At 57.9% G+C, this 22,088-nt stretch carries 37 protein-coding genes; all 37 read right to left on the bottom strand.

The features are described 5' to 3' along the window. Nucleotides 1-7 precede the first annotated feature (7 nt). Complete coding sequence (locus BJG93_RS33320; RefSeq protein ID WP_027193512.1) at nt 8-832, bottom strand: DNA-binding protein; 825 nt, start codon at nt 830-832, stop codon at nt 8-10. Between the two features lie 58 nt (nt 833-890). After that, a complete protein-coding gene (locus tag BJG93_RS33315) occupies nt 891-1,199 on the bottom strand; it encodes a hypothetical protein (protein ID WP_027193513.1) in 309 nt (102 codons plus the stop codon). Nucleotides 1,200-1,240: 41 nt separating this feature from the next. Continuing rightward, complete coding sequence (locus tag BJG93_RS33310) at nt 1,241-2,230, bottom strand: nucleotidyl transferase AbiEii/AbiGii toxin family protein (RefSeq protein WP_051374081.1); 990 nt, start codon at nt 2,228-2,230, stop codon at nt 1,241-1,243. Continuing rightward, entirely contained in the window at nt 2,223-2,423 is a 201-nt protein-coding gene (locus tag BJG93_RS33305) for a hypothetical protein (RefSeq protein WP_027193514.1), read from the bottom strand. Before BJG93_RS33305 ends, BJG93_RS33310 begins: the two co-directional genes overlap by 8 nt. 113 nt (nt 2,424-2,536) lie before the next feature. After that, nucleotides 2,537-2,962, bottom strand: coding sequence for a hypothetical protein (locus tag BJG93_RS33300; protein ID WP_154671626.1), 426 nt, complete (start codon nt 2,960-2,962; stop codon nt 2,537-2,539). Between the two features lie 206 nt (nt 2,963-3,168). Continuing rightward, complete coding sequence (locus BJG93_RS33295) at nt 3,169-3,522, bottom strand: SEL1-like repeat protein (RefSeq protein ID WP_051374082.1); 354 nt, start codon at nt 3,520-3,522, stop codon at nt 3,169-3,171. Nucleotides 3,523-3,555: 33 nt separating this feature from the next. Further along, nucleotides 3,556-3,744 (bottom strand): hypothetical protein, encoded by a 189-nt coding sequence (locus BJG93_RS33290; protein WP_027193516.1) that lies wholly within the window; start codon nt 3,742-3,744, stop codon nt 3,556-3,558. Beyond that, nucleotides 3,741-4,253: a hypothetical protein gene (locus BJG93_RS33285; protein WP_027193517.1), complete on the bottom strand. Its 513-nt coding sequence runs from the start codon at nt 4,251-4,253 to the stop codon at nt 3,741-3,743. The genes BJG93_RS33290 and BJG93_RS33285 overlap by 4 nt, the downstream gene beginning before the upstream one ends. A gap of 18 nt (nt 4,254-4,271) precedes the next feature. After that, nucleotides 4,272-4,520: a hypothetical protein gene (locus BJG93_RS33280; RefSeq protein WP_027193518.1), complete on the bottom strand. Its 249-nt coding sequence runs from the start codon at nt 4,518-4,520 to the stop codon at nt 4,272-4,274. A 32-nt stretch (nt 4,521-4,552) separates the two neighbouring features. Continuing rightward, entirely contained in the window at nt 4,553-4,810 is a 258-nt protein-coding gene (locus BJG93_RS33275; RefSeq protein WP_027193519.1) for a hypothetical protein, read from the bottom strand. Then, a complete protein-coding gene (locus tag BJG93_RS33270) occupies nt 4,807-5,046 on the bottom strand; it encodes a hypothetical protein (RefSeq protein ID WP_154671627.1) in 240 nt (79 codons plus the stop codon). Before BJG93_RS33270 ends, BJG93_RS33275 begins: the two co-directional genes overlap by 4 nt. 701 nt (nt 5,047-5,747) lie before the next feature. After that, the gene (locus BJG93_RS33265; RefSeq protein WP_027193521.1) at nt 5,748-5,930 is read right to left on the bottom strand and encodes a hypothetical protein; all 183 of its coding nucleotides are present in this window, start codon (nt 5,928-5,930) and stop codon (nt 5,748-5,750) included. A gap of 61 nt (nt 5,931-5,991) precedes the next feature. Next, nucleotides 5,992-6,309 carry a hypothetical protein gene (locus BJG93_RS33260; protein WP_051374083.1) on the bottom strand — a complete coding sequence of 106 codons (318 nt, stop codon included), beginning with the start codon at nt 6,307-6,309 and terminating at the stop codon, nt 5,992-5,994. A gap of 163 nt (nt 6,310-6,472) precedes the next feature. Continuing rightward, the gene (locus tag BJG93_RS33255) at nt 6,473-6,847 is read right to left on the bottom strand and encodes a hypothetical protein (RefSeq protein ID WP_027193522.1); all 375 of its coding nucleotides are present in this window, start codon (nt 6,845-6,847) and stop codon (nt 6,473-6,475) included. Between the two features lie 25 nt (nt 6,848-6,872). Continuing rightward, the gene (locus BJG93_RS33250) at nt 6,873-7,190 is read right to left on the bottom strand and encodes a hypothetical protein (protein WP_027193523.1); all 318 of its coding nucleotides are present in this window, start codon (nt 7,188-7,190) and stop codon (nt 6,873-6,875) included. 21 nt (nt 7,191-7,211) lie between these two features. Next, complete coding sequence (locus tag BJG93_RS33245) at nt 7,212-7,481, bottom strand: hypothetical protein (protein WP_027193524.1); 270 nt, start codon at nt 7,479-7,481, stop codon at nt 7,212-7,214. A gap of 12 nt (nt 7,482-7,493) precedes the next feature. Further along, a complete protein-coding gene (locus BJG93_RS33240; protein WP_027193525.1) occupies nt 7,494-7,706 on the bottom strand; it encodes a hypothetical protein in 213 nt (70 codons plus the stop codon). 17 nt (nt 7,707-7,723) lie between these two features. After that, on the bottom strand, nt 7,724-7,879 hold the full coding sequence (locus BJG93_RS33235; RefSeq protein ID WP_154677417.1) for a hypothetical protein: 156 nt from the start codon (nt 7,877-7,879) through the stop codon (nt 7,724-7,726). Nucleotides 7,880-8,251: 372 nt separating this feature from the next. After that, a complete protein-coding gene (locus BJG93_RS33230; protein WP_027193526.1) occupies nt 8,252-8,509 on the bottom strand; it encodes a hypothetical protein in 258 nt (85 codons plus the stop codon). A gap of 15 nt (nt 8,510-8,524) precedes the next feature. After that, nucleotides 8,525-8,725, bottom strand: coding sequence for a hypothetical protein (locus BJG93_RS33225; protein ID WP_154671628.1), 201 nt, complete (start codon nt 8,723-8,725; stop codon nt 8,525-8,527). 14 nt (nt 8,726-8,739) lie between these two features. Then, a complete protein-coding gene (locus tag BJG93_RS33220) occupies nt 8,740-9,030 on the bottom strand; it encodes a DUF2471 family protein (protein WP_027193527.1) in 291 nt (96 codons plus the stop codon). Between the two features lie 76 nt (nt 9,031-9,106). Further along, entirely contained in the window at nt 9,107-9,337 is a 231-nt protein-coding gene (locus BJG93_RS33215) for a hypothetical protein (RefSeq protein ID WP_027193528.1), read from the bottom strand. 73 nt (nt 9,338-9,410) lie between these two features. Then, a complete protein-coding gene (locus tag BJG93_RS33210; RefSeq protein WP_154671629.1) occupies nt 9,411-9,725 on the bottom strand; it encodes a hypothetical protein in 315 nt (104 codons plus the stop codon). 12 nt (nt 9,726-9,737) lie between these two features. Next, nucleotides 9,738-9,935 (bottom strand): hypothetical protein, encoded by a 198-nt coding sequence (locus BJG93_RS33205; protein WP_154671630.1) that lies wholly within the window; start codon nt 9,933-9,935, stop codon nt 9,738-9,740. Nucleotides 9,936-9,989: 54 nt separating this feature from the next. Continuing rightward, nucleotides 9,990-10,340 carry a hypothetical protein gene (locus BJG93_RS33200; RefSeq protein WP_027193530.1) on the bottom strand — a complete coding sequence of 117 codons (351 nt, stop codon included), beginning with the start codon at nt 10,338-10,340 and terminating at the stop codon, nt 9,990-9,992. A 45-nt stretch (nt 10,341-10,385) separates the two neighbouring features. Continuing rightward, nucleotides 10,386-10,586, bottom strand: coding sequence for a hypothetical protein (locus BJG93_RS33195; protein WP_027193531.1), 201 nt, complete (start codon nt 10,584-10,586; stop codon nt 10,386-10,388). A gap of 16 nt (nt 10,587-10,602) precedes the next feature. Next, nucleotides 10,603-10,896 (bottom strand): hypothetical protein, encoded by a 294-nt coding sequence (locus BJG93_RS33190; RefSeq protein WP_027193532.1) that lies wholly within the window; start codon nt 10,894-10,896, stop codon nt 10,603-10,605. Nucleotides 10,897-10,910: 14 nt separating this feature from the next. Continuing rightward, nucleotides 10,911-11,171 (bottom strand): hypothetical protein, encoded by a 261-nt coding sequence (locus BJG93_RS33185; RefSeq protein WP_027193533.1) that lies wholly within the window; start codon nt 11,169-11,171, stop codon nt 10,911-10,913. Between the two features lie 63 nt (nt 11,172-11,234). Continuing rightward, the gene (locus BJG93_RS33180; RefSeq protein WP_027193534.1) at nt 11,235-11,489 is read right to left on the bottom strand and encodes a hypothetical protein; all 255 of its coding nucleotides are present in this window, start codon (nt 11,487-11,489) and stop codon (nt 11,235-11,237) included. A 73-nt stretch (nt 11,490-11,562) separates the two neighbouring features. Further along, nucleotides 11,563-11,976: a hypothetical protein gene (locus tag BJG93_RS33175; RefSeq protein ID WP_027193535.1), complete on the bottom strand. Its 414-nt coding sequence runs from the start codon at nt 11,974-11,976 to the stop codon at nt 11,563-11,565. A 685-nt stretch (nt 11,977-12,661) separates the two neighbouring features. Then, on the bottom strand, nt 12,662-12,991 hold the full coding sequence (locus tag BJG93_RS33170) for a hypothetical protein (protein ID WP_027193537.1): 330 nt from the start codon (nt 12,989-12,991) through the stop codon (nt 12,662-12,664). A gap of 13 nt (nt 12,992-13,004) precedes the next feature. Then, nucleotides 13,005-13,199, bottom strand: a complete 195-nt coding sequence (locus tag BJG93_RS33165; RefSeq protein WP_027193538.1) for a hypothetical protein — start codon at nt 13,197-13,199, stop codon at nt 13,005-13,007. Further along, nucleotides 13,199-13,474, bottom strand: coding sequence for a plasmid mobilization protein (locus BJG93_RS33160; RefSeq protein ID WP_027193539.1), 276 nt, complete (start codon nt 13,472-13,474; stop codon nt 13,199-13,201). Before BJG93_RS33160 ends, BJG93_RS33165 begins: the two co-directional genes overlap by 1 nt. A 253-nt stretch (nt 13,475-13,727) precedes the next feature. After that, complete coding sequence (locus tag BJG93_RS33155; RefSeq protein ID WP_051374084.1) at nt 13,728-14,429, bottom strand: prepilin peptidase; 702 nt, start codon at nt 14,427-14,429, stop codon at nt 13,728-13,730. Next, nucleotides 14,426-15,631, bottom strand: a complete 1,206-nt coding sequence (locus BJG93_RS33150) for a DUF1173 domain-containing protein (protein WP_027193540.1) — start codon at nt 15,629-15,631, stop codon at nt 14,426-14,428. The genes BJG93_RS33155 and BJG93_RS33150 overlap by 4 nt, the downstream gene beginning before the upstream one ends. A gap of 86 nt (nt 15,632-15,717) precedes the next feature. Beyond that, nucleotides 15,718-16,278, bottom strand: coding sequence for a phospholipase D family nuclease (locus BJG93_RS33145; RefSeq protein ID WP_027193541.1), 561 nt, complete (start codon nt 16,276-16,278; stop codon nt 15,718-15,720). Nucleotides 16,279-16,368: 90 nt separating this feature from the next. Next, nucleotides 16,369-21,924 (bottom strand): KfrB domain-containing protein, encoded by a 5,556-nt coding sequence (locus BJG93_RS33140; RefSeq protein WP_063828883.1) that lies wholly within the window; start codon nt 21,922-21,924, stop codon nt 16,369-16,371. Between the last annotated feature and the right edge of the window lie 164 nt (nt 21,925-22,088).

Raw genomic sequence — 22,088 nt, 5'->3', positions numbered from 1 at the left:
CGGGCGCTCAAGCTTTCTTTTGTGCGGTCTGCGGCTTCAGCGGCTTGCGCGTCATTGGTTTGGCCGACGCCGGCCGCACTGCGGCGAGAAGATCGGCTTGTAGTTGCGCGTTCAACGCGTGTGCCGCTTTTAGTTCCTCGCGCGCAGCGGTCATCTCATCCACCGCGCGGGACTGCGCGGTATCTGCCGCAGCTTTAGCCTGAAGCGCGCCTTCTAGCTTTGCACCGGCGACCGCGGCCGTTTGCTCAGAGGCAAACCGCGCGTCGCGCTCCTGTTGGAGTTCCTGCCGTAGTTCGTCAAGTTCCTTTTCGAGTCGCGGCATGCTTTCGAGGCGTAACAGTGCCTTCGCAAGCTCCGTCCGGGCGGCTTCGGCCGCCTGTCGTTCCGCCGTCGCCTCCTGCCGTGCAACGTCGCGCTCAGCTTCCACTTCCCGAAGCTGCCCCGCCAGTGTTGCCTTGTCCGCATGCGCCGTTTCTAGCGCGCTAGTGAGATTATCGACAACAAGCGCTTGCCGCTCATTCTCCCGAATCAGATCTTCGTTCGCCTGATTTGCTGCATCCAGTTCACCGTTCAACTCCGACTTGCTGCGCGCCACTTCGGCGGCAACAAAGTCCAGGAGGCCTTTTTGAAGGGGCGGTGGCAGAACTACGGGAGGATCGGACGGACGTACCTGCGCCTCCGCCCACGCCTGGTAAAACTTGAGTACGGTCGCCATCGAGCCAGCACCTAACCGCTCGCGGATCGCTCTCGCGGTCGGCTTGCTACCAGAATCGCGGATCGCCTCAGCGGCGCGACTGACTTGCTCCTGCGTGATGCTGGGCTCGCGTGCCATAACGTAACTCCTATCGTGGTCGTTATGATACGTTATGAAATGTGAGCCGTCTGCCTGGTCAGCGGAGCGTGTCCCTCAGTCGCTTTTCCGCAGCCGCGCGACGGCGCGCTTCGGAGGCGTCGTTACGGCGCGTCTCGTCTGCGCGCTTCGCCGCGTCCAGCATTCTTTCCGCGCGGACGAGGACCCATTGGCGCATTGGTTTTCCCTTCGCCATCTGCCGCCTGATGAACCTGCGAGCCTCAGCGTTATTTCTTGCGCACTCGTCTAGCTGCTCCATTCCGTATGCCGTGAGTTCGCTGAACAGATAAAGGCTGGCGAGGGCCGCGACCAAGAGCGCAAGGCCACCCAAGATAATGAAGGCCAACATATTTTTCCTTTTTGTGGATTTCCAACGTCAGAAGCGGCCCATCACCGCCCCAGTTCTTTGCCCGATCGGTTTTTCGGTTCCCAGTCCGCGTGACCGTAGTGGTATTGGACCCGGTACTGCCCGCCCACAGTGGGCCTTGCCTCGCCGTCCGCGAGCTGGTGAACGGCGACGGTCTTGCGGCCGATGTCTTGCACCGCATGGCGCCCGCTGACCAGCAGGACGCTGCCCGTATAGAGACCGCGATCCACATTGAGCCTTTGGGAAACGAGACCGCGCGCATCAAGTTCGCGGGTAATGTCGTCGGGAAGCCCCGTCTCTTGGGACAGCGGCTTGCCCTCAATCCGGCGAACCTCAGCCTGCAACAGCGCAGTGATACGGGGTGCTAGTTCAGGGTCCATTGCCATGGACGCGAGCGCCCTGTTCAACGCCGATTCGTTGGAGGAAAGGAATTGCGTCACCTTCCGCAGATCCGTCGTGACAGCGTCGCCGTATATCGGCCTTGTCTTTTCGATGGCTTCGGAGGGAATTTGCCCCCAGTGGTCGATCATCATTGCGATGTCGATGGCGTCGCGATACATCACACTTGCATCGTTCCACCGATCGGCGTTCGCCAGCATCTTTTCGGCATAGAGGTCGACTCGGGACAGCGTCGCCACGGGAATGCCTGCAATCCTCTGCCCGCTAAGCGGGATGCGCCCTTCGAGAACGATTTCCAGTTTGATCGGCCGTTCTCCTTCGCCGGCATTAAGGACGGCGGAAATCTTGTCCCGGTCCTTTCGAACGTCGCGGAGCAACGGTATCGGCTCCTTCGCTAGTTTATTTATATCTTTGTCGGAAACGAGCTCGCGGATCTGACGATAGCCTTCTGTCGTGCCGACAAGAAAGTCGATATCAACCGACTCCCGGTACTCGTTGGTCGCAAGCACAATTGCCGTGCCGCCCCCGAAAAAGCATCCGGCGCGCTCCAACACGTCCGCGTCCAGCTTATCGAGGACCCGGATGATGTTTTGATGGTGTTTGCGATTAAACATGCAAGTGCCCGTGCCCCACGTCATTGGTAAGTCGTTCAATCAGCGCGCGCTCGTGAGGATCAAGCGCGCGCTGATCGACAAAGCGCCAGTTGCGCTCATAAAGCGCAAACGCGTCCGCATCGCTAAGAACATCGTCGCCCGGACGATTCCATGCGATGAAGCGCAATTGCGGATAGTCGTTGACCCGTACCATCTTGACACCCGAAACGGAATGTGTTTGTTCTAGTATGCCAAAAAGCGCTGGTCCGGTCCAGATGACGCGTCCCCGAAGAACCGGCCCGCGAAATCGCCCAGCCACGGCACAAGTCAGAAGTGGGCGAACCACTGCGCGACAGCGGGCGCGGCCACGATCGCGACCGCCTGCAATGCGGCGCCGGCCGACCACGCTAGAAACCCGACGCCGGCAATCTTGAATGTGCCCTCATGATCGCCAGACGATCGCACGAGTGCCTTGACGCTTGCACCGATCGCCAGCACTGCCGGAACGGTTGCAACAGCAGCGCGAATCCACGCGCCTTCGTGCGCCCGAGCGACGGCGATCGCGCCAAGGGCGATGATTTGCAACAACATCAGGCCAATCACGAGAACGAGGAGCAAGGCCGCACGCTTGTCGTTTTCCTGTTGCATCAATGCCGAACAGTTAGTGTTCATCTTGAGCAGGTTACCTACGAGAACGGAACTGTTTTGGGTTATACACTGCGCCTCTCCAGTCGCTATTTTGACGCAATCCACGCTTTACCCAGCGACGGGTTCTCCAGGCGCTCAGCAGGCTGAAAACCGAGACGAAAAGAGCGATTAATGAGATGCCATTAACGGCGTTGAGCCATTGGAAAAAGGCCGCGAGGCCATCGCTGATAGTTGTCGAACTCATTGGTCCACCTAGATTCGAAGCTCCGCGCGCCGTTTGATGACGGGGCGCGGAGCAATCAGAAACCGCCCTATTTCGTGTTCAAGCCCATCGCATAGGCTTGTCCGCGAGCTTTGCTGTAACCCTGCGCGGCTGACTTTCCGACTAACTCGACAAACTTGGAATGGTCTTTGGGCACCCCTTGGCCGAAGTTGTACATCTGTCCGAGCAACCACTGGCCGCAGGCGTCCCCGTCGTCGGCTAGTGGTTGAACGTCTGCGAGCGTACCTTGGAAATCGCCTTTGACATACTTCTGGAGGCCGTGGCGATATGCAGGGTTCTGTTCACATTGGTCGCTTGCCTGCTGCTGTGCCACTGCCGGCGATGCAGCCACGAGAGCGACTGCCAATACGATTACCGCCTGTTTCAGTTTCATGTGTTTCATGTTTCTCCTTGGTGAAATGTTCGAGTCGCGCGGTTAAATCGAGTGCGCCGGAACAACCACGAAACCCGGATCGCAGTGTTCACCGGCGGTTTCGTACGCCTCGCCATAGTGTTTGAATACGCCCGCTTCAGTCATGACAGAAGTAGTACTAACGTCGCCGTCCCGAGGGCAAAGATACTGCCCGTCGAACGTCTTTACGATCCAGCCCTTCGCGTCGCTCATCTGTTTTCCTGTGTCTCAGCGCTCCTGCTGCTGATTGCCTTCCAGAGATGCCAATTGACGCCCACGGCGAATTCGCCGCCGCCCCGTCCTGATAGGCTCGGGAATAGTGCGAATCCACCGCTGCCTGCCGCACTCTTTAGCTCGTAGCTCAAGTGGACATTAAGGAGCGAGACCGCTCCATCTGCCGTCGCATCATCAAACAGAACGAGGATTGGAACCGCCTCCTGACCACGAGCCAATGCATCTTTGATTGCCGTCCAGGCAGGCCAGACCACTTCCAGTTTCGCACCTGTGATAACAGATAGCTCGACTGTTGCCGTCTGCGTGGATACTGCACACTGTCGACGTTTCGCTCTACTGCGTCTGAACAACGCACGAATAGCATCGTCAAGCTGACTCTCTGATAGATCGAGTTTGACTTTTGGCTCAGTGAAACCCGGCTTCGGAAGCTGGTGCTCTGCGTAGTAGAAGTCGTCTCGGATCGCTGAAATTAGCCAATCATTAGGCATTTCGTGTTTTCCTATCCGTCACAGAAACGATTCGCGCGAACGATTTCGTTCAGCAATCTCGCCGGCCGTCATCCGGCGCACCGACTGCGCTTCAATGCGCCACTCAGAACCATCGGCGAGCTGCGCGAACAGCGCACTTTCAATTCCGAGTTCGGGAAGCGCAAAGCTGCGAACGGCGGACACCACAGCAGCTGCAGTCGGCTCAACCGCGCGAATCGCAGTTTCGGCCTCGGCAAGCCGTTCGTTGTTTTTGAAAAGCTCGGGCATCGTGCTTTCTCCTTGTTTTCCGTTCCCTCTAGCTATTCTTTCCATGCGCACGATTTCAGGCTTTCGTTCATACGGGGCCAGCCCCACATGCCGACACAAGCCACAACGACTAGCACCAACCCCGGCCAGTCGGGCAACAGTCGGTCAATAAACGAATGGATTTCCAGCAGGCGAAGCGCGCCGACCAATAGGCAAAGGACGCTTGCCGCAGCCGACGCGATAAGCAATAGGATGGAAAGGCACTCTTTGATAGTCCACTTCCGATCCTGGGCGGGTAACTTGTTGCTCATGTCGATTTTCCGTGGTCGTATTTCGCGGCTTTTTCTCGCTCGACAGCCATGCCCAGGCAAAGAAGGGCCGTTGCGCCCACCGCGCAGCTCACTATCGTAGCGATGGAGAAAGATAGATTGTCGAAGCCGCCGTTGCCGCGTCCCATATCAATAAACATTGAAGGGACAAAAACTAGTCCAGAGAGGCCAAAAACCCAAAGACAAACGGTTTGCATTTTTTGCGTGGGAGTTTTCATATTTTCCGATTACTTTGAATGTTTCGTCTTGCGACTCTTCGCGTCTTCGCTTGCAAGCTTCAACGCAGCGGCTTTCGTGGGCGCGCTACCGACTCGCTCGCTGTTGAAGCGGATCACCCACGGATTACCAAACGGAGTCACCGGTTCCTGATGCTCCACGGTGTATCCACGCGGAAGTATTTGCTTTTTTGCCGCCACGTCATTTTCCGAGGTCAATCGTTACGCCTTGACGGCAAGTATTTACGTTCGATGGCACGCTCCAAAAAGACGCCACCGACCACTACCGCTACCGCTACCGGCACGCCAACCCACCACGACAAGCCCGCGCTTCGACATGTCCATAGAATCGCAAGAGCAGCCGCGCATCCCGCCAGAGACAGGAGCACCGTCCAGCCTGGCAAAAAGCCCGCACCTTCATTTTGGTTCTTCATTCTCTATGCCCTCTCGCTGGGTCGATACAGTGCCTGCAAGCGCTCACGGTCGCCTGCGTTCTGCCATCCGCTTGTCAGATGGTCCCACATAGCAAAAGCGCCCATCGCCATGCATGTGAGCAAATGCCTCTCGTCGGAGTTCGCGGTCTCTTGTTGCATAAGGCGTGTGATTTCGGATTCCGCTTCGCGAGTGACTTGGGCATATGACCAGCGCTTTTGATAGCTCATTGTTTTCCTTGTCACGCAACAGTGCGCCACATTTGCCGCGAATCAATTTTTTTCTTGTCGTTGGCGCTCAAGTAGCTCGAAGCTTGCCGCCAGCCATCCGTTTCGCCACAGTTCGAAGTCAATGCTCGTCTCCGGGTATGGGTTGTCGGTAATCTCTCGGTCAGCCTCGAACGACTCGCGCCCTTCAATGAAGGAGGGTTCATCTTTCGGCTTGTCAACGTGCATATAATCCTCTCAGGGCGTTCGCTATTTTCGCTATGCCGACCTATCCGGTGTTTTCCGATGACTAGACGGATGCGCTGAACCGTGCCACGTCTTCGTCAGTGACCCAACTGGCGGCGACTCTCGCCGCGACACGTCGCGCCGTCGCAAGCACATCACCTTGAGCTATCCGCTCTACAATCGGCGGCTCCTGCATGCCAGCTTCAGCGCCGATCAAATCGTCGGCGGGACGGGTAAATGAGATTCCAGTAGCGATCAGCAGATGGAGTAGGTCTTCGTTCCTATTCAGCACGTCGAGCGCGTGAATGTCCACGGCGGCCTTGCCATCCTCATCTGCGAAAGCACCGATACACGCGCGCAGGTTCAGTTCTTTGTCTGCCACTTTTCCCTTCCTGTTTAAGTTCGTCTGGTTTCCCGCTATGTCATTAGCGCGTCTTTGCGCCCGACGATGAAAAGAGCCACGATAGCCGCGCACGACACAATCGCGGCACCGTCCACGAGTTGATAAATCAGGTGACTCTGCGCGTTCCGCATGAAGAGTTTTCCTATGCCTTTTCAGCAAGATTGGCGAGGGAATGACAGAGACTGGTGCCGCGCTCCAGCTCCGCATTCAGCACGCGACGCAAAGCCGCCGTATGTTCAGGCGTCGATCTGGCGACAGAGAGCAATTCCGCGAGCGCTGCATCGAGACGCTTCTCGTTCTCGCGATACTCTTCAGAGCCACCAAAGAGCCGGTGAGCGAATGAGAACCCACGCTTGATCCCCTCGAAAACACCGACCGCCGCCATCAACCTGCGAATTTGAATCTCTTGCGGCGGTACGTCGGTTTCCAACAGGACGAAGTATGGAGCGTCGCCATTTGGTAGCGGACGCGAGTAACGCTCGTCGCGGGCGTCGCTCACATAGGTATAAAGCGTCATGGCGCTGCCCTTCAGTTTTCCGTTGTTAGTTGGCGCGTGCGCTGCTGCGTCGGCTCTGCCTCAAGCCTGCGCCGATAACCAGCAAGGCAACGCCAATGATGAGCAACCACAGCGGCAATCGCATGCCTAAGATGGCGCACTCGGACAGCGCATTGAAAATCGACTCAAAGGCGGCATCGGGCGCAGCGGGGCCAGCGATGAACAGCAGGACAGCGCCGTAAAGCGACAACGCAGCCGGAAAAATCCAGTAGCCGAACACCTTGCGAATGTCCTCGATCATTTTCACGATGATCCAGACGATGACCGCTGGCACGGCGACTATGAGCAAAATCAGGTCAAGCATCTTTTGTCCTCGTTTTCCGAGTTAATGCTGCGTCAAGCCTTCGATGGCCGACAACGTTTCCCGGCCATTGATCGAGAGATCCAACATAGTGGCGACGTCGGCATCAAGTTCGAACGTCACCTCAAGGGTCGAATCGTCGTATCGATACCCGATGACCAACCTCCCCGCGAATTCTTTGTTTGCCCTTCGTGCCCTCAGCGTCACGCCGGAAAGCGCTTCCGCCTGATCGCACAACTCATCGAAGTCATCTTCCGATTGAGCGACAATCCTCAATTCGAGACGCTTACCCATGTCTTTTCCGATTCAACCGTTGCTGCTGCTGATACCAAACGCGAGCCCGGAAATCCCCGCAAGAAAGGTTACGAGACAGACACCTTTGAGGGCTAATATGGCGGTCGGATCGGGAGCGGGCAATGCCTCGTAGTGCGCCGTTGCAACTTCGCTAATGCAGGCGAATCCCACTGCGCCTGCGGCCATCATCACTGCGCCAACCTTCTTGGGCATATTCATGTTCATTCCCGTTTTCCGACCCATTACATGTGCCACGCACGGTTCGCTGCGTTGTACGCATTGCTCGCGAGCGACTTCAACCAAGAATACGTCTCGACGTCCGTCACGCCCATTACGACGAGCATCACCACAGTGGCGACGATGACACCTTTAACTACTCTATGCTCGCTGCTTTGCATGTCGCGCATTTCCTGTTTTCCGACCCGTTAGAGGCGACCGCTTAGCCGCTCGGCAGCGACCATTTTGTTCACGATGTTTTCCGATTCAAAATAGGGCTTGCCGCGTCACGCGCCAATGCCGAACTGGCGATGCCAGAACGCGTGAACGCGAGCGCTCATGAACATGGCTGCGGACACCGATCCGCCGATGGTACTGGCGACCGGAGCAGGCAAACCCAACCCGTCAAGCGACAATCCCCCAGCAAGTGAACCTGCGGCGAGAGCCGATACGATCCGGCACGTCTGTGCTTTGTATGTTGGTGTCATCTATCTCTCCTGTTTTTCTATGCACCGTGCGCCGGACAGTAACCGCCCGCTGCACGGAGAGTTTTCCTAGTGGACGCGCGCGGGATACATAAAATCCGCTTCGGGCGTGAATTCGTACCGGGTCGGGTCGCCTTCGAACACAACATAACCCTCGATGTTGTTCTCACGGAGCGCTTGCACGCTGCGGTGGGCACTCGCGACGGCGAATTCGTCAAGGACGCCAGGCCCGACCGACTTCTCGCCTGTCGAGACTCCATCGCTCTCGATCAGGAGAACCATGTCATTCGCGGAGCCGACCTTTCGGCCGAAGATTTGCTTCTTCATCGCAGTTTTCCTTGGTCAATCGGTGACGGCTTCGGCACGGAATTCGATGCTCAACGAAACCATCGAATCCTTTCCACACGACGGACATGTAACCTGATCGACAAAACCGGACAGATCACCTTCGGCGCACGCTCCTGCGGCTGCGCTTTCAAAGCGATTGTGTTGCTTGCACCAAGGGCACTTCCAGTCGTCAATTGATTTTGTCGTGCGCGGCATGTCGTTTTCCGTCGTCAATTGAAGCGGTTCCACTCGGCGTAGATCGCGCCAAACACCGTGGGAACAACCTCGTGTCCCTCAAGCGAGACCGGCCGGTCGTCTTTGGGATAGCCCATCGCGGGCGACGCCCGCAGCATTCCGAGCATTCGAGCGCTGTGTTTTCCCGTGGCCGCTACTTCATCGAGGACTTCCGCCTCGATCTTATGAATCAGCGCCCACGTGAGGGTTCCAGCGGCCCGGTGGCGTCGCACGGCCGCAGGCACAGCCGCTTTAAGGTCCGCGTCAGCGGCATACATGGCGTCCATTCTTTCTCCGCGTTTATGTCTGGCCCACGCGACCCGCGTGAGCGTTTTCCGATGCCCGCCGAAGCGGGCGCTGTAGTTAGATTGCGAAGAAGAATTCGTGGGCGCAGAGCGTGTCCAGCGATTCATCGAGCGTCGTTTGAGCCGCTTCGTGAGAATGGCGACCATTGGGCCACACGGTGTCAGGCCCGGCGAGAATCCCATTTGCCCATTCCGCTTGCACGATAGCGTTATGCAATTCTTCTTCGTCGGGATACCACTTTCCATCGAAGCCGAGCGCCTTCGTTTCTCCGAAATATCGCGTTTGCATCGTCACTCCCCTTCGGGTTATCGGCACCCGTGCGCCGACCATGAACCACATTATACCGTAGCCGGTTACGGTATCAAGCCTTTTCTTCTGGCTCTGGTAGCTGCTGCACCAGGTATTTCAACGCGGCCCGCCGCGAGCCTGCCACGCCGGTTGCAACCAACGCATCGAGCTTCGCCAGTTCGTCAGCGTCCAGATGCGCCTCTACGCGCCCACCGCCCGCGTCAGCCAGCGCCTTGCGCTGTCGCTCCACGCGATCCTTGCCGGTGTAGTCGTAGTTGGGGGGAACCTGTTTCTTCGAAACCATCTGCTTACCTGCGATAAAGGCCGCATCGAGCGGCCTGTGAGTCGATTTACGGATGCACTCCACGGCAGGGAGCGCATCCATCAAGCGGCTGTTTTCCTACAGTTTCGGGCGGCGAGTGCGCGAAATGGCTTTCAGCCAAAGATCGCGACGTGTAGCTTCTCGATTTGCTAGCATGCCCAGCGCCGAAACGCCCAACAAAGCGATGGCAAGCGGCCAGTTGCCGTACACGATGAAAGCAACTGCTCCCGTACAGCCGACGCCGGTCAAAACGCCGGCAACGTATTTTTCATCCATGATTTTTGTTTTCCGTTGTTGCCATGTGCTTTCATCGCCGTTTTCCGTAGCACCTTACGGTGCGGTGAGTGACGGCGATTCAGCCGCCGATAACAGAATGCGGAGCCCGTCATTTGTAGGGAGCGGCCACGGACGCGCCTTGCAAATAGCGTCTCGATACTCGGTTAGGAAAGCCGATAGAAATTCAATGTCGTCCCGCAGATATCGCCGCTGTGCGGCGTCGTCCACGCCCTCAAGCGCATATTGCGCAATGTGCTCGATCCGATCCGCCAGCTTGCTCGCTGTCGTTAGTGTTCGATAGTTCGCGCCATCTAACCCGACGCCAGCGGCCAGCCATCCGTTTATCGACTCGATTGTTTGTGCCAAAGCACGAACGACTTCCAAAACCAGTTTCTCCAACGACATTACTTTTCTCCCTGCCGGGGTGAGGATTTCCCTTCACGTGGCGACTCACCAGCCGCCGATAGGGTTGGAATCCGAAAGAGAAAGCCGCAGGATCGCCATCGTCGTGTCGGGCGCATCAACCACCACCCGGCGAGCCCGCTTTTTCCCCTTCCGCACGATGACTTCTGCAACGGAGCATTGAACGTTCGTTTGCTGTACGGCGGCGGCAATCGTCGCAGCGTGTCGCCCTTTAAAAATTCTTTGCATTTTATTTTCCGACCCGTTAGAGGCGACCGCTTAGCCGCTCGGCAGCGACGGCCGCGTTTTCCAGAAGCTCACGGCCAAGCGCCTGTACGACCTGGTGGCCAGCGTTCTCAGGCGTCGCCGGCAGCCCAATCAACACACAGGCAGCGTCGAACGACTGGCGCTTCTGCGCATCGTCGCTCTGCTTGGCGGCATCCGGGTCTTGCATGACGTAAAACCCATGCTTGCGCAGTGTTCTGAAGGCAATCGACAGATTCTCCGCCCAGCGCTCGCGCTCGTTGTCGATGGTCTGGTCGAGTGGGTGATTGTTCATCGCTTGTTTTCCGATCAGTCAGGCTTGATAAAGCGGACGTTGCTATTCGCAAGCAAAGCCGCCGCGTCAGCATCGGTGTAGGCGTCGCGAAGCTGGCGCATATCTGCCCCCGCAACGACAAACTGCGCGCCTGCCTGTGCGACAGAGATTGTTCCGCCCGGATGCCCGCACGACAGCAGGTTGAGATATTCGTCGTTGGTGAGCTTGAGCGCTTCATATTCAGCGGCCTTAACGTCGACCGCGCCGGTCGGAGCGAAAGTTTGTGTCTTGTTCATTTGCCGGTTCTCGGCTGGCTACCGGCCAGCGCGCGGAGCGCAATCGCGCCAATGTTTTCCGAGTCACAGAAACGTTACCTGCTGGCCGATGATCTTGACCATTTTTCGCCCCCATTTGCGGTCTCCCTGGCTCTTCCTAACTCGCACCCACGCACCGTCCGACAGGTCGGCTTGCGCGTCAATTTCATATTCGCCCAGGAAAAACGTTTCCTTGGGCGTTCGCTTGCTTTCTCGCACGAAAAGCAAAACAAACACGGCTACTACAGGAGTCAGAACGGCAAAGAAGACGAACAGCATGTGTCCAAAGTCAGGAGGCATTTTTTCAGTCCTATTTTTTCGATGGTTGACGGGTATGGATGGTGTGTAGATTCACAGCCAGTTTTCCGATTCGTCAGCTAGTCGATGTTTCAGGTGTTGCCTCAGCAGCGAATACGGACGCGTGCACATAGGCGTAGACGCCGAGGAAACCGAGAACGAATTCGGCTACCGTTTTCCACGATTCGGTTCCGTACAAGACACTCCACATGCCCAGCGAAGCAGCGACGATTCCGCCCAATAGACCGATGATTCTTACGATGGTCGCAGGCCACGAATATTGCCGCTCAATCGCGAGCGACGCCATGATTTGGGCGACGGTCGTCCACAGCGCTCCGGTCAAAACCGCGAAAAGCGCAAAACCGCCCAAAGCTTGAGCCACAGCGCCAAACTGGTAAGCGGTGCCGACTTCAACCGTGAGGTCATAACTGGCATACGCCGCGAGAACAGCCGCCGCGACATACGCCCCAGTTGAGATTCTCACCTTCATAGCAATGCTCCTTGTTTTCCGTGGTTACGCCGAGTCGGCGTTGCGCCGGAGCTGTGCCCGCTGAAATGCCCGAAGGCAATAGGCTGGATTCTGCAATCCGAACGGAATGTGGTCGTATTGACGGTACTCATCATCGAACAGACTCTTAAATCCACGCCGCTCTGCCTTGATCCTAAGTTTCGCGTATCGGCGTCGATTGAACCACCCATTGACAGCCGCATAGACCGGCATGCCGGGACTCGAACGGCGTCCGCTGCCGCAAAGCACTACGCCTACGACGAGACCTAACAAGAATTCTTCCATAGCTTCGACGTTTTCCGTTGTGTCAGACCCAAGGCCAATTGCGCTGCATTTTGCGATGGGCTTTCGGTTTGTTCTGCCGTTTGACCGACCACCGTCCCCAAAGCGCAAAACTGGCTAGGGCGATGGCGATTAGCTCAAGCGTGAGTTCTACGACGTTCACAATGTTTTCCTTGTCGTCAGCGGTCAGTGTGGCTTGAGTAAATCGCGAAACGACGGTGCGCTGTGACCGCACTTGCAAGCGCCGCCGCTCCAGGAGTCGATACCGCCCTTCCGCCAACCGCAAGCTCCACAAAACGGATGCAGCGACAATTGCTTATCGGTGAGGCCCGCTGTCAGATCGAGCGCGCGTGTGTTCGTCGTGCTGTCCATTTGTTTTCCGTTGTTACTGCCGCGCATCGCCTTCGTCGCGAGTGGCCCGGACCAAGAAGCTACGGAGCCGGTCGTTCACCATCGCGAGCAAGGCGAAACTAAAGATTGCAACGCCACTGAACGCCGGTACCGCGCGCTGACCCAGAACGCCAAGGCAGCCAAGGGCAAGTCCGAAGACCGACGCGAGAATTAGAATGGCAACCAGCATCCACGCCTTCCGCATGTCGGCTGTTCGGGCGGATCGTGCGCGAGCGCCTGCGAATCCCGCGAGCGCTGCGCCGATGATAGCTACCGACGCGCATCCCAGCGTAGCAATCACCGACAATAGTTCGTGCTGTTCCATGCCGCTTTTCCTGTTAGCGCGGGAGTTTTTTCGTGTCGCCGCCTGCACGCAGCATGAGTTCCAACGTTGCTTCGAGCCGAATAACCCGCTCCGTCAAGCCCTCAATCTTGGCCTGCTGTTCTTTCACGGTGCCAGCCAGAGACACCACCTTGTCGTTCATCTTGATAACGGTCGTGAGCGCGTCCCACACCTTGTCTGTGACGCCCATCAGTGCTTACCTTCCGTCATCGCCGCGATTCGTTTGTTGGACTCCGCGACGAACGCAAGCGCGTCGTCCAGCGCTTCGTTCGCTTCACTGGTGGACGCGTTCACGCGCGCGATCAGCGCATGCATGTCCTGCTCATCCTCGGACGGCGTGAAGCCCTGCGCCGCTTGGCGCATCAACTCGCTTACGGTAATTCCTAGGCGCTTCGCGGTACTCGCAATACTCCGCTTCTGAACCGGGGTCACCTGGACCACGATCCGATCCGTTGCAGTGGCCATTTCTTTACTCCTATGTACATGGACATGACATGTACATTGTAGGCGTATCCGTGGCAGTGTCAAGTCGCATCGAACGGTGGCGCAAGGCGAGACGCACGACCCTGATATCGGCGGCGTTAGGACAATTCTTGACCTCGTAACACATCTATTCGGCTCGCCCGTTACGAGAGAGTCTTGACCGAGAGGGGCGAAAATTGCCGCGAAGGCCGCACGAAGTCAGCCTTCATCGGAAAACCGGCCTCGTGCTCCATCCTTAGGCTTGCATCGCAAGTGCATATAGCGGTGTTCCCAAGAGCCCACTCAATGCCGCGCCTGCTGCCAGAAATGGCCCGAAGGGAATAAACCTGTCGTCGTCGACTTTCCTTGCGATCACGAGCGCGCATGCGTATAGGCCAGCCAGAATCAAAGCGGCGGCGACGATATGCGGCAGCGCCTGATACCCCAGCCATGCGCCGAGCGCACAAGCAAGCTTCACGTCGCCAAACCCCATCCCTTCGCGACCGCACACGAACCGCACCGCCCAGTACAAGCAGCCAAAGGCGAAGAATCCGATCGTCGCGCCGAGCGCCGCATCTTGCAGAGGCACGACCACTGCCCACGCATTAACTACGATGCCAGCTACAGTCAGCGGAATAGTCAAGACATCCGGCAATAGCATCGTCGCGAAGTCAATGGCGGCGAGCACTGCCAAAACGAGCAGGAATCCCGTCAACGCAACGCCCCTGATCGTGCAACCCTCGATTGCCACGGACGCGACCGACAGCGCGGCCACGCCGGCAACGAAGGCCGGGGTCCAGCAACCGCGGAACAGCATCGCCACCGCTTCGCACTCGGATTCGTCTGCACCGTCCGACAGCAGGGCAACTTGAGTCGCAGTACGGGCGATCGAAGGTAAGCAGCTACCCGCGCAAGCGCCCAGCGCCGCAGCGCTTCCGAGTAGCTGCGTCGACATCATTTCCGGGTCTGCCGTGCATCCGCATCCGGGAATGCGGGCACTTCGTTGGCCGTATCCCACGTCCACGAGGTCAGCTCGCTTTCTTCGATCAACTCGTGCAACTGCTTGCGGTAATCATCCGATGCCCCGTATGACGTGATGTACATCGCGACCGGGTCGGCCGTGTCGGACAGGACTGCACTGGCCAGCGGAGTGGTCGATGGCAAGTTGTATCGAAGCCCTTTGACGAACCGCCGCTTGTGCGCCGTCAGCGCATCGAGCAGCATCTTTTCGTCAACGCTTTCGTAGGGAAGCCAGTTCTCGTTGACGAGCATCAGCGATGCCTCTTCCAGCGACGCCACGCCTGCGCCACTCACGCCGAAGGTTCCAACCACCAGCAGGTGCGAAGATTCCGTGCCGCCCCAAAGCGCCAACTCGTGCTCGAAGCGTTTGAGCATGCGCTTATAGAGGTCTTCATTCATAAGAAAATGAGCATCGGGCAGATGCTTCAGCACCATCTTCTTGCCGAACCGGGCATCGGTGAGTTCCTTCACTTCGCCCACTAGCATCATCAGCCGGCGTGTGCTGCCGTCAGCCTGCGCGAGCGGATTGAAGATCGCAAGCCGGCGACGCGTAATCTCGTCTTTCTTCTCAACCGAAAAGCTTTCCGGAATGTAGATAAGATCGGCCACAGCAGCGCCCTTCGCTACCTTGTCGCTTGCTGCCTGTAGCAGAGACTTGCGAACGACCCACCAGCTGCGCTTGCCGGCCATCGCCGGCGACCAACGCGTGAGCCCGCCCTCGTCATACAGGTAGTGCAGCAAGCCGCGAAGCGTCAGCTTCTTGCCATCGGTTCGGACAGTATCGCGCTCTGCGCCGCTAGGTGCGGGCGCGGCGCGCGAACCATTTTTGGACAGCGCAAAGTCAAACTTGAGTGTCGTAACGCCGTCCGCGATGTTGGTCTGGATCGCTCCGCCCATCACTTCGCCGAGCCCGGATAATTCAGCAGGCGGCTCGTAGGAGTCACAGGAGGTCGCATGTTGTGCGCCGGTATGCGGCATGCGTTTGATGATGTATTGATGCCCGAGCTTGGCCACATACATCTCGATACCCGAGCCGCGACACATACAGAGGGGACGCTTTTCAGTCCCGTAGACGGAGGCCAGCGCCTGACTCAGCTTTTGATCGTCGGGCGCAAATGTTATTCCGGCAATTCGATACACTTTTTAAACTCCTTCGCTATGAGCCGCGCAACGAACGCTACGCCCTGTATTCAATGATATAAACATATCATTGTTCGCGGTCTAATTCAACGAGGACGGTAGTCCTCACCCTGTGAGTACACGTACTGCCAGTTCTTCAAGTATGCTCGGACAAGCTCCAGATCTCCCGTCAACACGACGGCGTTCTCCGCATTGCGCCTTGCGGCAGACCTTGTATAGTTGAAGCTCCCCGTCTCAACCGTTTTTCCGTCCACAATGAAATATTTATCGTGGGTTATTGGAAATGCGCTTACGACCCGCGTAGGAATGCCCGCGTTCACGAGTGCCCCCAGTGCTGCGCGTCCCCTGCCCGTGCGGTCCTCTTCAAGATTGCTTTTGAAGTCAACAGCAACTGCCACATCGACGCCTCTTCGCTTCGCGTCGATGAGCGCCTCGACGACTTCGGGCGAAGTAAAGGAATAGCCAATCAAGCGGATCGACTGCCGCGACGAATTTAGGGTCTTGAGGACCAGCGCTTCGGCACTGCCTCCCGGCGTGAAGCCTACTTCGATGCTTACTGCCTCCGTAGCCCCTGCAGGGCCGCAGTACGTCGCTACCGCAGCAATCACCAGGGCGGCAACGCTTTTACTGAGGGAACCAAACCTCATACGTTTCTCCTTTTTCCAACGTCAGAAGTCCACATCCCAAGCTCGTGTGGCGGCGCAGGCGTCGGAGTGCAACGCCCGCGCCGACGCCTGCTATCGGGTCAGTGAATTATTTGCGTCATTCGCGCGGGCCAGCGCATGTCCTGCCTTGTAGCTGAGCCGAATGTTGTCGCCGATGTTCACCCCGTTCGTCTGGATCACGTCGCCGCGATGATGCAAGACTCCCTTACCGTGGCCAGCGTCTTGAACAAGGTAGTGAGGGGTCTGCGCCACGACTCGACCGGAATACGTGCCACCGTCGCGGTTCGGCATCTCGGGCGTAAGACCGACCGCGCTTGCCTGTTGTTTGGCTGCCGCCGCGATCTGCACAACGGACTCTGCGGCTTCGAGCATTTCGGGCGAGGCGAACCGCTTGCCAGGCGCAGTTACGACCGCCAACGCAAGTTCTCGATCGGACTTGATCTTTTCGATGAGGCCAGCGTGAACGTCCTTGGCACCGTCACCTTCAAACAGGCGGTCGTGCTGCCGGTTGAAGAACTCATCCGAACGATGCGGCTCCTGCATGCCAGCGATGTAGTCGGCCGCAGCTTTCTCGATCGACTCACGCACTTCCGAGCGATACGCTGTCTCGCGCGCCGCGCGTTCGGACGCCAGCGGATCGACGGACGCGAACAGGTCGCCGTCTTGCGCCGGCACAGATTCGATCGTCGCGGGTTCCCACGTCGAGATGTATTCAGGATCGTCCTGCATCTTCCGGAGCTCGACCATCACATCGGCGTTGTTTTTGCGGAGCAGTTCCAGTTCGCGTTGCTGCGCGAACGGCTTTCCGAGTTGCTCCTTTACCTTGGCCAACTCCGCGCGATCGCGTTCGGCCTGATCCTTTTCCCAATAGACCTTGTCTTCGATATCTTCCAGAACGTTGTCCATGCGTTGAATAAAGCCCGTTACGCTGAACTTGTCCTCGACGGAATAGCGCAGGTTGCCCGGCGTGTACACCTCGGCACCTTTCAGGGCGAACTGAATATGTCGGCTGTCGGCCGCAGCGGTCACGACAAAGCCTCTGTATTTGCCGATGTTCACGACCGTCGGTTTATCAGACACGGACTTCGCGCGCCCTTCAATGGCGCGCTGCATGCCGCTCAGCACCGATTCCATCAGATGATCCTTGGAGTCGGCGTTGAACGTGTTCTGCCCCACCTTCATCTGCCATTCTTCCGTCGTATTGGCGTTACGCAGCGCCGCGTCAGACTCATATGCTTTGATGCGTTTCTCGGCGCGCTCGTCTCCCTTGGAAAGCCAGTCAACGCTCGATTCGAGAGAATGACGATTGCGCTTATAGTTCGAATGCAGCGCTTCCATTTTTTTCAGGTCGGCTGACAACTGCACCTGCATGAAGATCAGCGGATTTCCCGTCGCCGCGGCTTTCATTTCTGCCGCGTTGGCTGCTTCGCCGGCCACGTCCTCAATCACGCGCGAGATACCATCGCCGCGCCGGAACTGCTCGATCGCGCCCGCCTTGTATTCGATGGTTTGCCACATACGCGAATCGTAGGTCTGCTTGGTCGCATAGCGAAGAATCTCGACTTCAAAACCGTCCGGGTCTTCTTTGTAGAGTTCATTGCCCTGCCGCACGATGCGGCCTTCGCGCTGTTCAAGATCGCGCGGGCGCCACGGTGCGTCCAGATGATGCTCCGCTACTAGGCGGGTCTGCACGTTCGTACCAGCGCCCATTTTCGCGGTCGAGCCCAGCAGGAAGCGAACGTCGCCGCGTCGCACTTGTTCGAAAAGCTTCGCGCGTTGCAGATCGGTTTTCGCTTCGTGAATGTATCGAATTTCGTCAGCGGGAATGCCGCGCGCTATGAGCTTCGAGCGAATGTCGTCGTAGACCGAGAACTTACCGTTGCCGCGAGAGAGAAGCTCGTCCATTGACACTGCAACTTCGTCGCCGCCCGGAGCATCGTGCTCGTCGGCGGCGTTATCCCGCGCGACTGCTGCGACTTGATTGTTTGCTGCGTTGCGATCGAGCTTGGGCGTAGACAAGTCGCAAAACACCAGCTGAGTCCCGCGCTTGTCATCCCACGCGTGATAGATGCGAACCATCTCATCAATCGCGACGTTCGTTTTGCTGCCCTCGAAGTCGGGGGCGTCCGGGTCGATCAACCGATAGTCCAGACCAGCCTTACGCGCATCGTTCGTGATTTTGAGCGGATTGTCCTCGCTGGGGTCTTTTGGCAAATTCTCCATGCGATGAATGATCGAACCCTCCGTCCAGTTCGTGACTGTCGAGCCGTCTGCACGACGGATTGGCTTTCCATCACTTCCAAGCACGGGCGTCTGTTCCCCCATGTACCGGGCCTGCATGGGCGAGCGCTCGACCACGATGTTTGTCGGCTTGCCGCCCTTCACCTTCGGCACCGGGAAGCGAGTACCGCGTTCTGCTGCCTGCCGTTGCAGATCCTCGCGCGTGATGACATCAGCAAAGGAGCGATACAAATTGGTCAGTTCGGGGACGTTCTGGAATTTCGAGAAGCGTGAGTTGAGCCGGTAGTTCACGCCGGTAGCATCCAGCTCCCAACCCGTGACGACTTGCCCGAATGTGCTAGCCCACGCGTCGAAGTGGTGAATGCCGCGCGTCTTCAACTCGTCGTACTGCATGTAGCGCTGCATCGTGTAGATTTCAGCGATGGTGTTGGCCACGGGCGTGCCGGTCGCGAAATAGACGCCACGACCACCGTTCTGCTTTTGGAGGTAGCGCGCTTTCACAAACAGATCGAAAGCCTTGTCGGAACCTTGAAGGTTGCCGAGGCCGGAAATTCGCGAGAGAGACGTTGTGATGAAAAGGTTCTTAAACTCGTCAGCCTCGTCCACGAACATGGCGTCGATACCCAGTTCATCGAAGGTAACGACGCGATCTTTCGCGCCGGTTTCTGCTGCACGTTCGAGCTTCGCCTTCATCCGGTCGCGAGCCTTTTCCATCTCCTTGATGGTGACGCGATCGCCGCGCTCTTCCTTGATTGAAAGGATCGCGTCCGTCAGATCGTCAATTTGCTCGTTGAGGATTTCATTGAGCATTTGCGGCGGCATGCCGATCTTTTTGAAGCTCGAATGTCCCACTACAACCGCGTCCCAGTCGCCCGTGGCAATGCGCGCGAAAAGACGTTCCCGGTTTTCTTTCTGGAAGTCGGACTTCTCAGCAATCAGCACATTCGCATCGGGATACAGCTTGTAAATGTCATCCTTCCATTGCAGCAAGAGATGGTTCGGCACGACGAATAGGGCTTTTTTCGTCAGGCCCATGCGCTTGCTTTCCATCGCCGTCGCGATACATGCGAACGTCTTACCCGCCCCCACCACGTGGTCGAACAGCTCGGTACCGTCCTGGATGCCGCGCCAGATTGCATCCTTCTGATGCGGACGAAGCTCGATAGCGCTCGACGCGCCCGGAAGCGACAGGTGCGATCCGTCGTAACGCGGCGCGACGTTGGTGTTGAAACGATCGTTGTACAGTCGCCCCAGCATCTCGCGCCGGTCCTTGTCCTCCCATACCCAGTCGGAGAACGCCTGGCGGATTTCATCCGCCTTCTGATTTGCCGCAGCCGTCTTCGCTTCGTTTGTTTTTCGAATGGGATTGCGGTATTCGTCGTAGCCGACGATGTCCTGCACCTCGATCGCCTTGTTGGTCAGGACCGATTCGAGCAGCTTGTTGGCCGGCGCGTCTTCCGTACCCCACGTCACGCGCATTGTGGTCGCGTCGCCCGTGCCGATGTTCGCGATCCACTTGCCGAGGCTCGGCTGGTAGGTCACATTGCGATGGACGTTACCAAAGATGTGGGTCACGAAATCATTGACCACCGGATCAGGAACCCACGTCGAACCCAGCTGGATCGAGATGTCGACGGCTTCAATATCCGGCGGCTGGACAATTTTCAGTGCTTCGACGTTGCCGGCGTAACGGTTATCAGCCAACGCCGCGACTTCGGCCAGTTTCAGCTTGTCCTTCACATTGCCCGTCAGGTAACGGTCGGCCGTTTCCCACCGTTGCGATGCCGGGTTCAGATAGACGAGTCCTTGCAGCTCGCGGAGGATTGCGTCCTCGTCGCGGCCGGACAACCGAACCATCAAATCCAGATCGACGCCGCCTGTCTCGTTCATCGAGACGACCAGAGCGTCTTTCGCGCTTTCTACGTGCGTGACCTCGCGACGCGGGGACATGACGCGCGTATTGAAGATTGCAGCCTTTTGCGCGCTCGGGTCGCGCGGCTCGACGCCATTCTTTTTTGCGACTTCCTTCGAGATGCCCTTGTCGTAGTCGCGCTCGAGCGATTGAAGCAGCGGGTAATCGGGATCTTCGCTCATAGCCTGCCGGTTGACGAGCGAGTTGACGTGGCCATTGCGCTTAACGAAAGCGTCGTAGACCACGTTCAGCTTGCCGCGGAGCATCGCAAGATCCGCTTCGGGCACGTCCTCGCGCCGTTCGGCGCGCATCAAGTCGCGCAGGACATTTCGGATATCCGTCATGCCCTTGATCCGCTCCAGCCCCTTTTCGTTCTTGTCCGTCACGAGCCGCGCTTGCGGTTCGTCAAGCAGATCGTCCAGACGCTGCGCGACCTTGCCCTTTTCGGTGACGAAATACGCGCCGATCTTGACCGACTCAGGAACTTCGATCGGCTCCTGCGCAGCTTCAGCAATGGTCCGCTCTGCCTCGCGGCCGACGTAGATGCCTTCCGGCAGGCGCATGATGGCCGTCGCCAGGTCTACCGCGAGGTCTTGGCCTTCCGGCGCAATCAGAGCGGGCGTGCCGCCCGCGTACATCGTGCCGGCGCGCTCCATCCGTCCGAGCATCATTTCAGGACGGTCGAGGTAATACTGATTCAGCGGCATATCTTCGCCGCCTGCAAGGTCAGGAACGTCCACCACATCGACCCAGTTGCGCTCAGGCACTTCGCCCGCCTTCGCTTTCTGGAGAAAGACGATGTCGGTCGTAACTTCGGTCAGCGCGTTCTTTTTGAATGCCGTGTTGGGAAGTCGGATCGCGCCGAGGAAGTGAGCCTGGTCGGCAATGTGCGACCGAGCGGACGAGTCGCGTGCATCAAGGAAGTAATTCGAGACGACAAACGCAGCAACGCCGCCTTCGCGCAGCTTGTCGACTGACTTCGAGATGAAGTAGTTGTGAATCGAGAACTGCGAGATGTCGCGATGGTTCGCGTCGTACACTGACTGATTGCCGAACGGAGGATTGCCGATCGCGGCATCGAAGTATCCACCCGGAATGGTGACTTCCTGAAACCCTTTGTTGATGACCGAAGCGGACGGGTACAGGTGACGCGCGATTTGCGCCGTGACGTGGTCAAGCTCGATGCCCGTGACCTTCGACCGTTCGCGCATCGAGGCAGGCATGAGGCCAACGAAGTTACCGCTGCCAATCGAGGGTTCGAGGACACGGCCCCCATCAAAACCGAAGCGCACCATTGCGCTGTGCACAGCTTCCACCACTGGCTGCGCCGTATAGTGAGCGTCCTGCGTCGATCGACGCGCAGCCTCGTAGTCGTCTTTTCCGAGCAGTGAGGCCAGCTCTTCAAACTCGGTGCGCCATTCGGTATTGCGATGATCGAAAGCCTGCGGAATGCCGCCCCAGCCGACGTATCGCACGAGTACCGATTGTTCTTCCCGCGAAGCGGCGCGGTCTTCGTCCCGCAGCTTTGCCAGCAGGCGAAGTGCCGCGACGTTTTCGCGATACTTCGTCTTTGCGCCGCCTTCGCCCAGTCGGTCCGCGTCACTGATGACGTAGTCGGTCGGCGGTTCAATGTCGATCG

This window comes from Paraburkholderia sprentiae WSM5005 (assembly GCF_001865575.2).
GTDB lineage: Bacteria > Pseudomonadota > Gammaproteobacteria > Burkholderiales > Burkholderiaceae > Paraburkholderia > Paraburkholderia sprentiae.
This window is presented reverse-complemented; position numbering and strand designations above follow the sequence as displayed.

Excerpts from the sequence above, each read along its gene's own strand:
- BJG93_RS33225 (WP_154671628.1), bottom strand. The coding sequence starts at position 8,725 with ATGCCGCGCACGACAAAATCAATTGACGACTGGAAGTGCCCTTGGTGC.
- BJG93_RS33305 (WP_027193514.1), bottom strand. The coding sequence starts at position 2,423 with ATGGTACGGGTCAACGACTATCCGCAATTGCGCTTCATCGCATGGAAT.
- BJG93_RS33280 (WP_027193518.1), bottom strand. The coding sequence starts at position 4,520 with ATGCCCGAGCTTTTCAAAAACAACGAACGGCTTGCCGAGGCCGAAACT.
- BJG93_RS33185 (WP_027193533.1), bottom strand. The coding sequence starts at position 11,171 with ATGAACAAGACACAAACTTTCGCTCCGACCGGCGCGGTCGACGTTAAG.
- BJG93_RS33290 (WP_027193516.1), bottom strand. The coding sequence starts at position 3,744 with ATGAGCGACGCGAAGGGCTGGATCGTAAAGACGTTCGACGGGCAGTAT.
- BJG93_RS33190 (WP_027193532.1), bottom strand. The coding sequence starts at position 10,896 with ATGAACAATCACCCACTCGACCAGACCATCGACAACGAGCGCGAGCGC.
- BJG93_RS33230 (WP_027193526.1), bottom strand. The coding sequence starts at position 8,509 with ATGAAGAAGCAAATCTTCGGCCGAAAGGTCGGCTCCGCGAATGACATG.
- BJG93_RS33155 (WP_051374084.1), bottom strand. The coding sequence starts at position 14,429 with ATGATGTCGACGCAGCTACTCGGAAGCGCTGCGGCGCTGGGCGCTTGC.
- BJG93_RS33275 (WP_027193519.1), bottom strand. The coding sequence starts at position 4,810 with ATGAGCAACAAGTTACCCGCCCAGGATCGGAAGTGGACTATCAAAGAG.
- BJG93_RS33315 (WP_027193513.1), bottom strand. The coding sequence starts at position 1,199 with ATGTTGGCCTTCATTATCTTGGGTGGCCTTGCGCTCTTGGTCGCGGCC.
- BJG93_RS33220 (WP_027193527.1), bottom strand. The coding sequence starts at position 9,030 with ATGGACGCCATGTATGCCGCTGACGCGGACCTTAAAGCGGCTGTGCCT.
- BJG93_RS33285 (WP_027193517.1), bottom strand. The coding sequence starts at position 4,253 with ATGCCTAATGATTGGCTAATTTCAGCGATCCGAGACGACTTCTACTAC.
- BJG93_RS33175 (WP_027193535.1), bottom strand. The coding sequence starts at position 11,976 with ATGAAGGTGAGAATCTCAACTGGGGCGTATGTCGCGGCGGCTGTTCTC.
- BJG93_RS33320 (WP_027193512.1), bottom strand. The coding sequence starts at position 832 with ATGGCACGCGAGCCCAGCATCACGCAGGAGCAAGTCAGTCGCGCCGCT.
- BJG93_RS33195 (WP_027193531.1), bottom strand. The coding sequence starts at position 10,586 with ATGCAAAGAATTTTTAAAGGGCGACACGCTGCGACGATTGCCGCCGCC.
- BJG93_RS33235 (WP_154677417.1), bottom strand. The coding sequence starts at position 7,879 with ATGCAAAGCAGCGAGCATAGAGTAGTTAAAGGTGTCATCGTCGCCACT.
- BJG93_RS33165 (WP_027193538.1), bottom strand. The coding sequence starts at position 13,199 with ATGGGCGTCACAGACAAGGTGTGGGACGCGCTCACGACCGTTATCAAG.
- BJG93_RS33255 (WP_027193522.1), bottom strand. The coding sequence starts at position 6,847 with ATGACGCTTTATACCTATGTGAGCGACGCCCGCGACGAGCGTTACTCG.
- BJG93_RS33265 (WP_027193521.1), bottom strand. The coding sequence starts at position 5,930 with ATGCACGTTGACAAGCCGAAAGATGAACCCTCCTTCATTGAAGGGCGC.
- BJG93_RS33205 (WP_154671630.1), bottom strand. The coding sequence starts at position 9,935 with ATGGATGAAAAATACGTTGCCGGCGTTTTGACCGGCGTCGGCTGTACG.
- BJG93_RS33295 (WP_051374082.1), bottom strand. The coding sequence starts at position 3,522 with ATGAAACACATGAAACTGAAACAGGCGGTAATCGTATTGGCAGTCGCT.
- BJG93_RS33215 (WP_027193528.1), bottom strand. The coding sequence starts at position 9,337 with ATGCAAACGCGATATTTCGGAGAAACGAAGGCGCTCGGCTTCGATGGA.
- BJG93_RS33270 (WP_154671627.1), bottom strand. The coding sequence starts at position 5,046 with ATGAAAACTCCCACGCAAAAAATGCAAACCGTTTGTCTTTGGGTTTTT.
- BJG93_RS33170 (WP_027193537.1), bottom strand. The coding sequence starts at position 12,991 with ATGGAACAGCACGAACTATTGTCGGTGATTGCTACGCTGGGATGCGCG.
- BJG93_RS33160 (WP_027193539.1), bottom strand. The coding sequence starts at position 13,474 with ATGGCCACTGCAACGGATCGGATCGTGGTCCAGGTGACCCCGGTTCAG.
- BJG93_RS33240 (WP_027193525.1), bottom strand. The coding sequence starts at position 7,706 with ATGAACATGAATATGCCCAAGAAGGTTGGCGCAGTGATGATGGCCGCA.
- BJG93_RS33250 (WP_027193523.1), bottom strand. The coding sequence starts at position 7,190 with ATGCTTGACCTGATTTTGCTCATAGTCGCCGTGCCAGCGGTCATCGTC.
- BJG93_RS33180 (WP_027193534.1), bottom strand. The coding sequence starts at position 11,489 with ATGCCTCCTGACTTTGGACACATGCTGTTCGTCTTCTTTGCCGTTCTG.
- BJG93_RS33245 (WP_027193524.1), bottom strand. The coding sequence starts at position 7,481 with ATGGGTAAGCGTCTCGAATTGAGGATTGTCGCTCAATCGGAAGATGAC.
- BJG93_RS33200 (WP_027193530.1), bottom strand. The coding sequence starts at position 10,340 with ATGTCGTTGGAGAAACTGGTTTTGGAAGTCGTTCGTGCTTTGGCACAA.
- BJG93_RS33145 (WP_027193541.1), bottom strand. The coding sequence starts at position 16,278 with ATGAGGTTTGGTTCCCTCAGTAAAAGCGTTGCCGCCCTGGTGATTGCT.
- BJG93_RS33310 (WP_051374081.1), bottom strand. The coding sequence starts at position 2,230 with ATGTTTAATCGCAAACACCATCAAAACATCATCCGGGTCCTCGATAAG.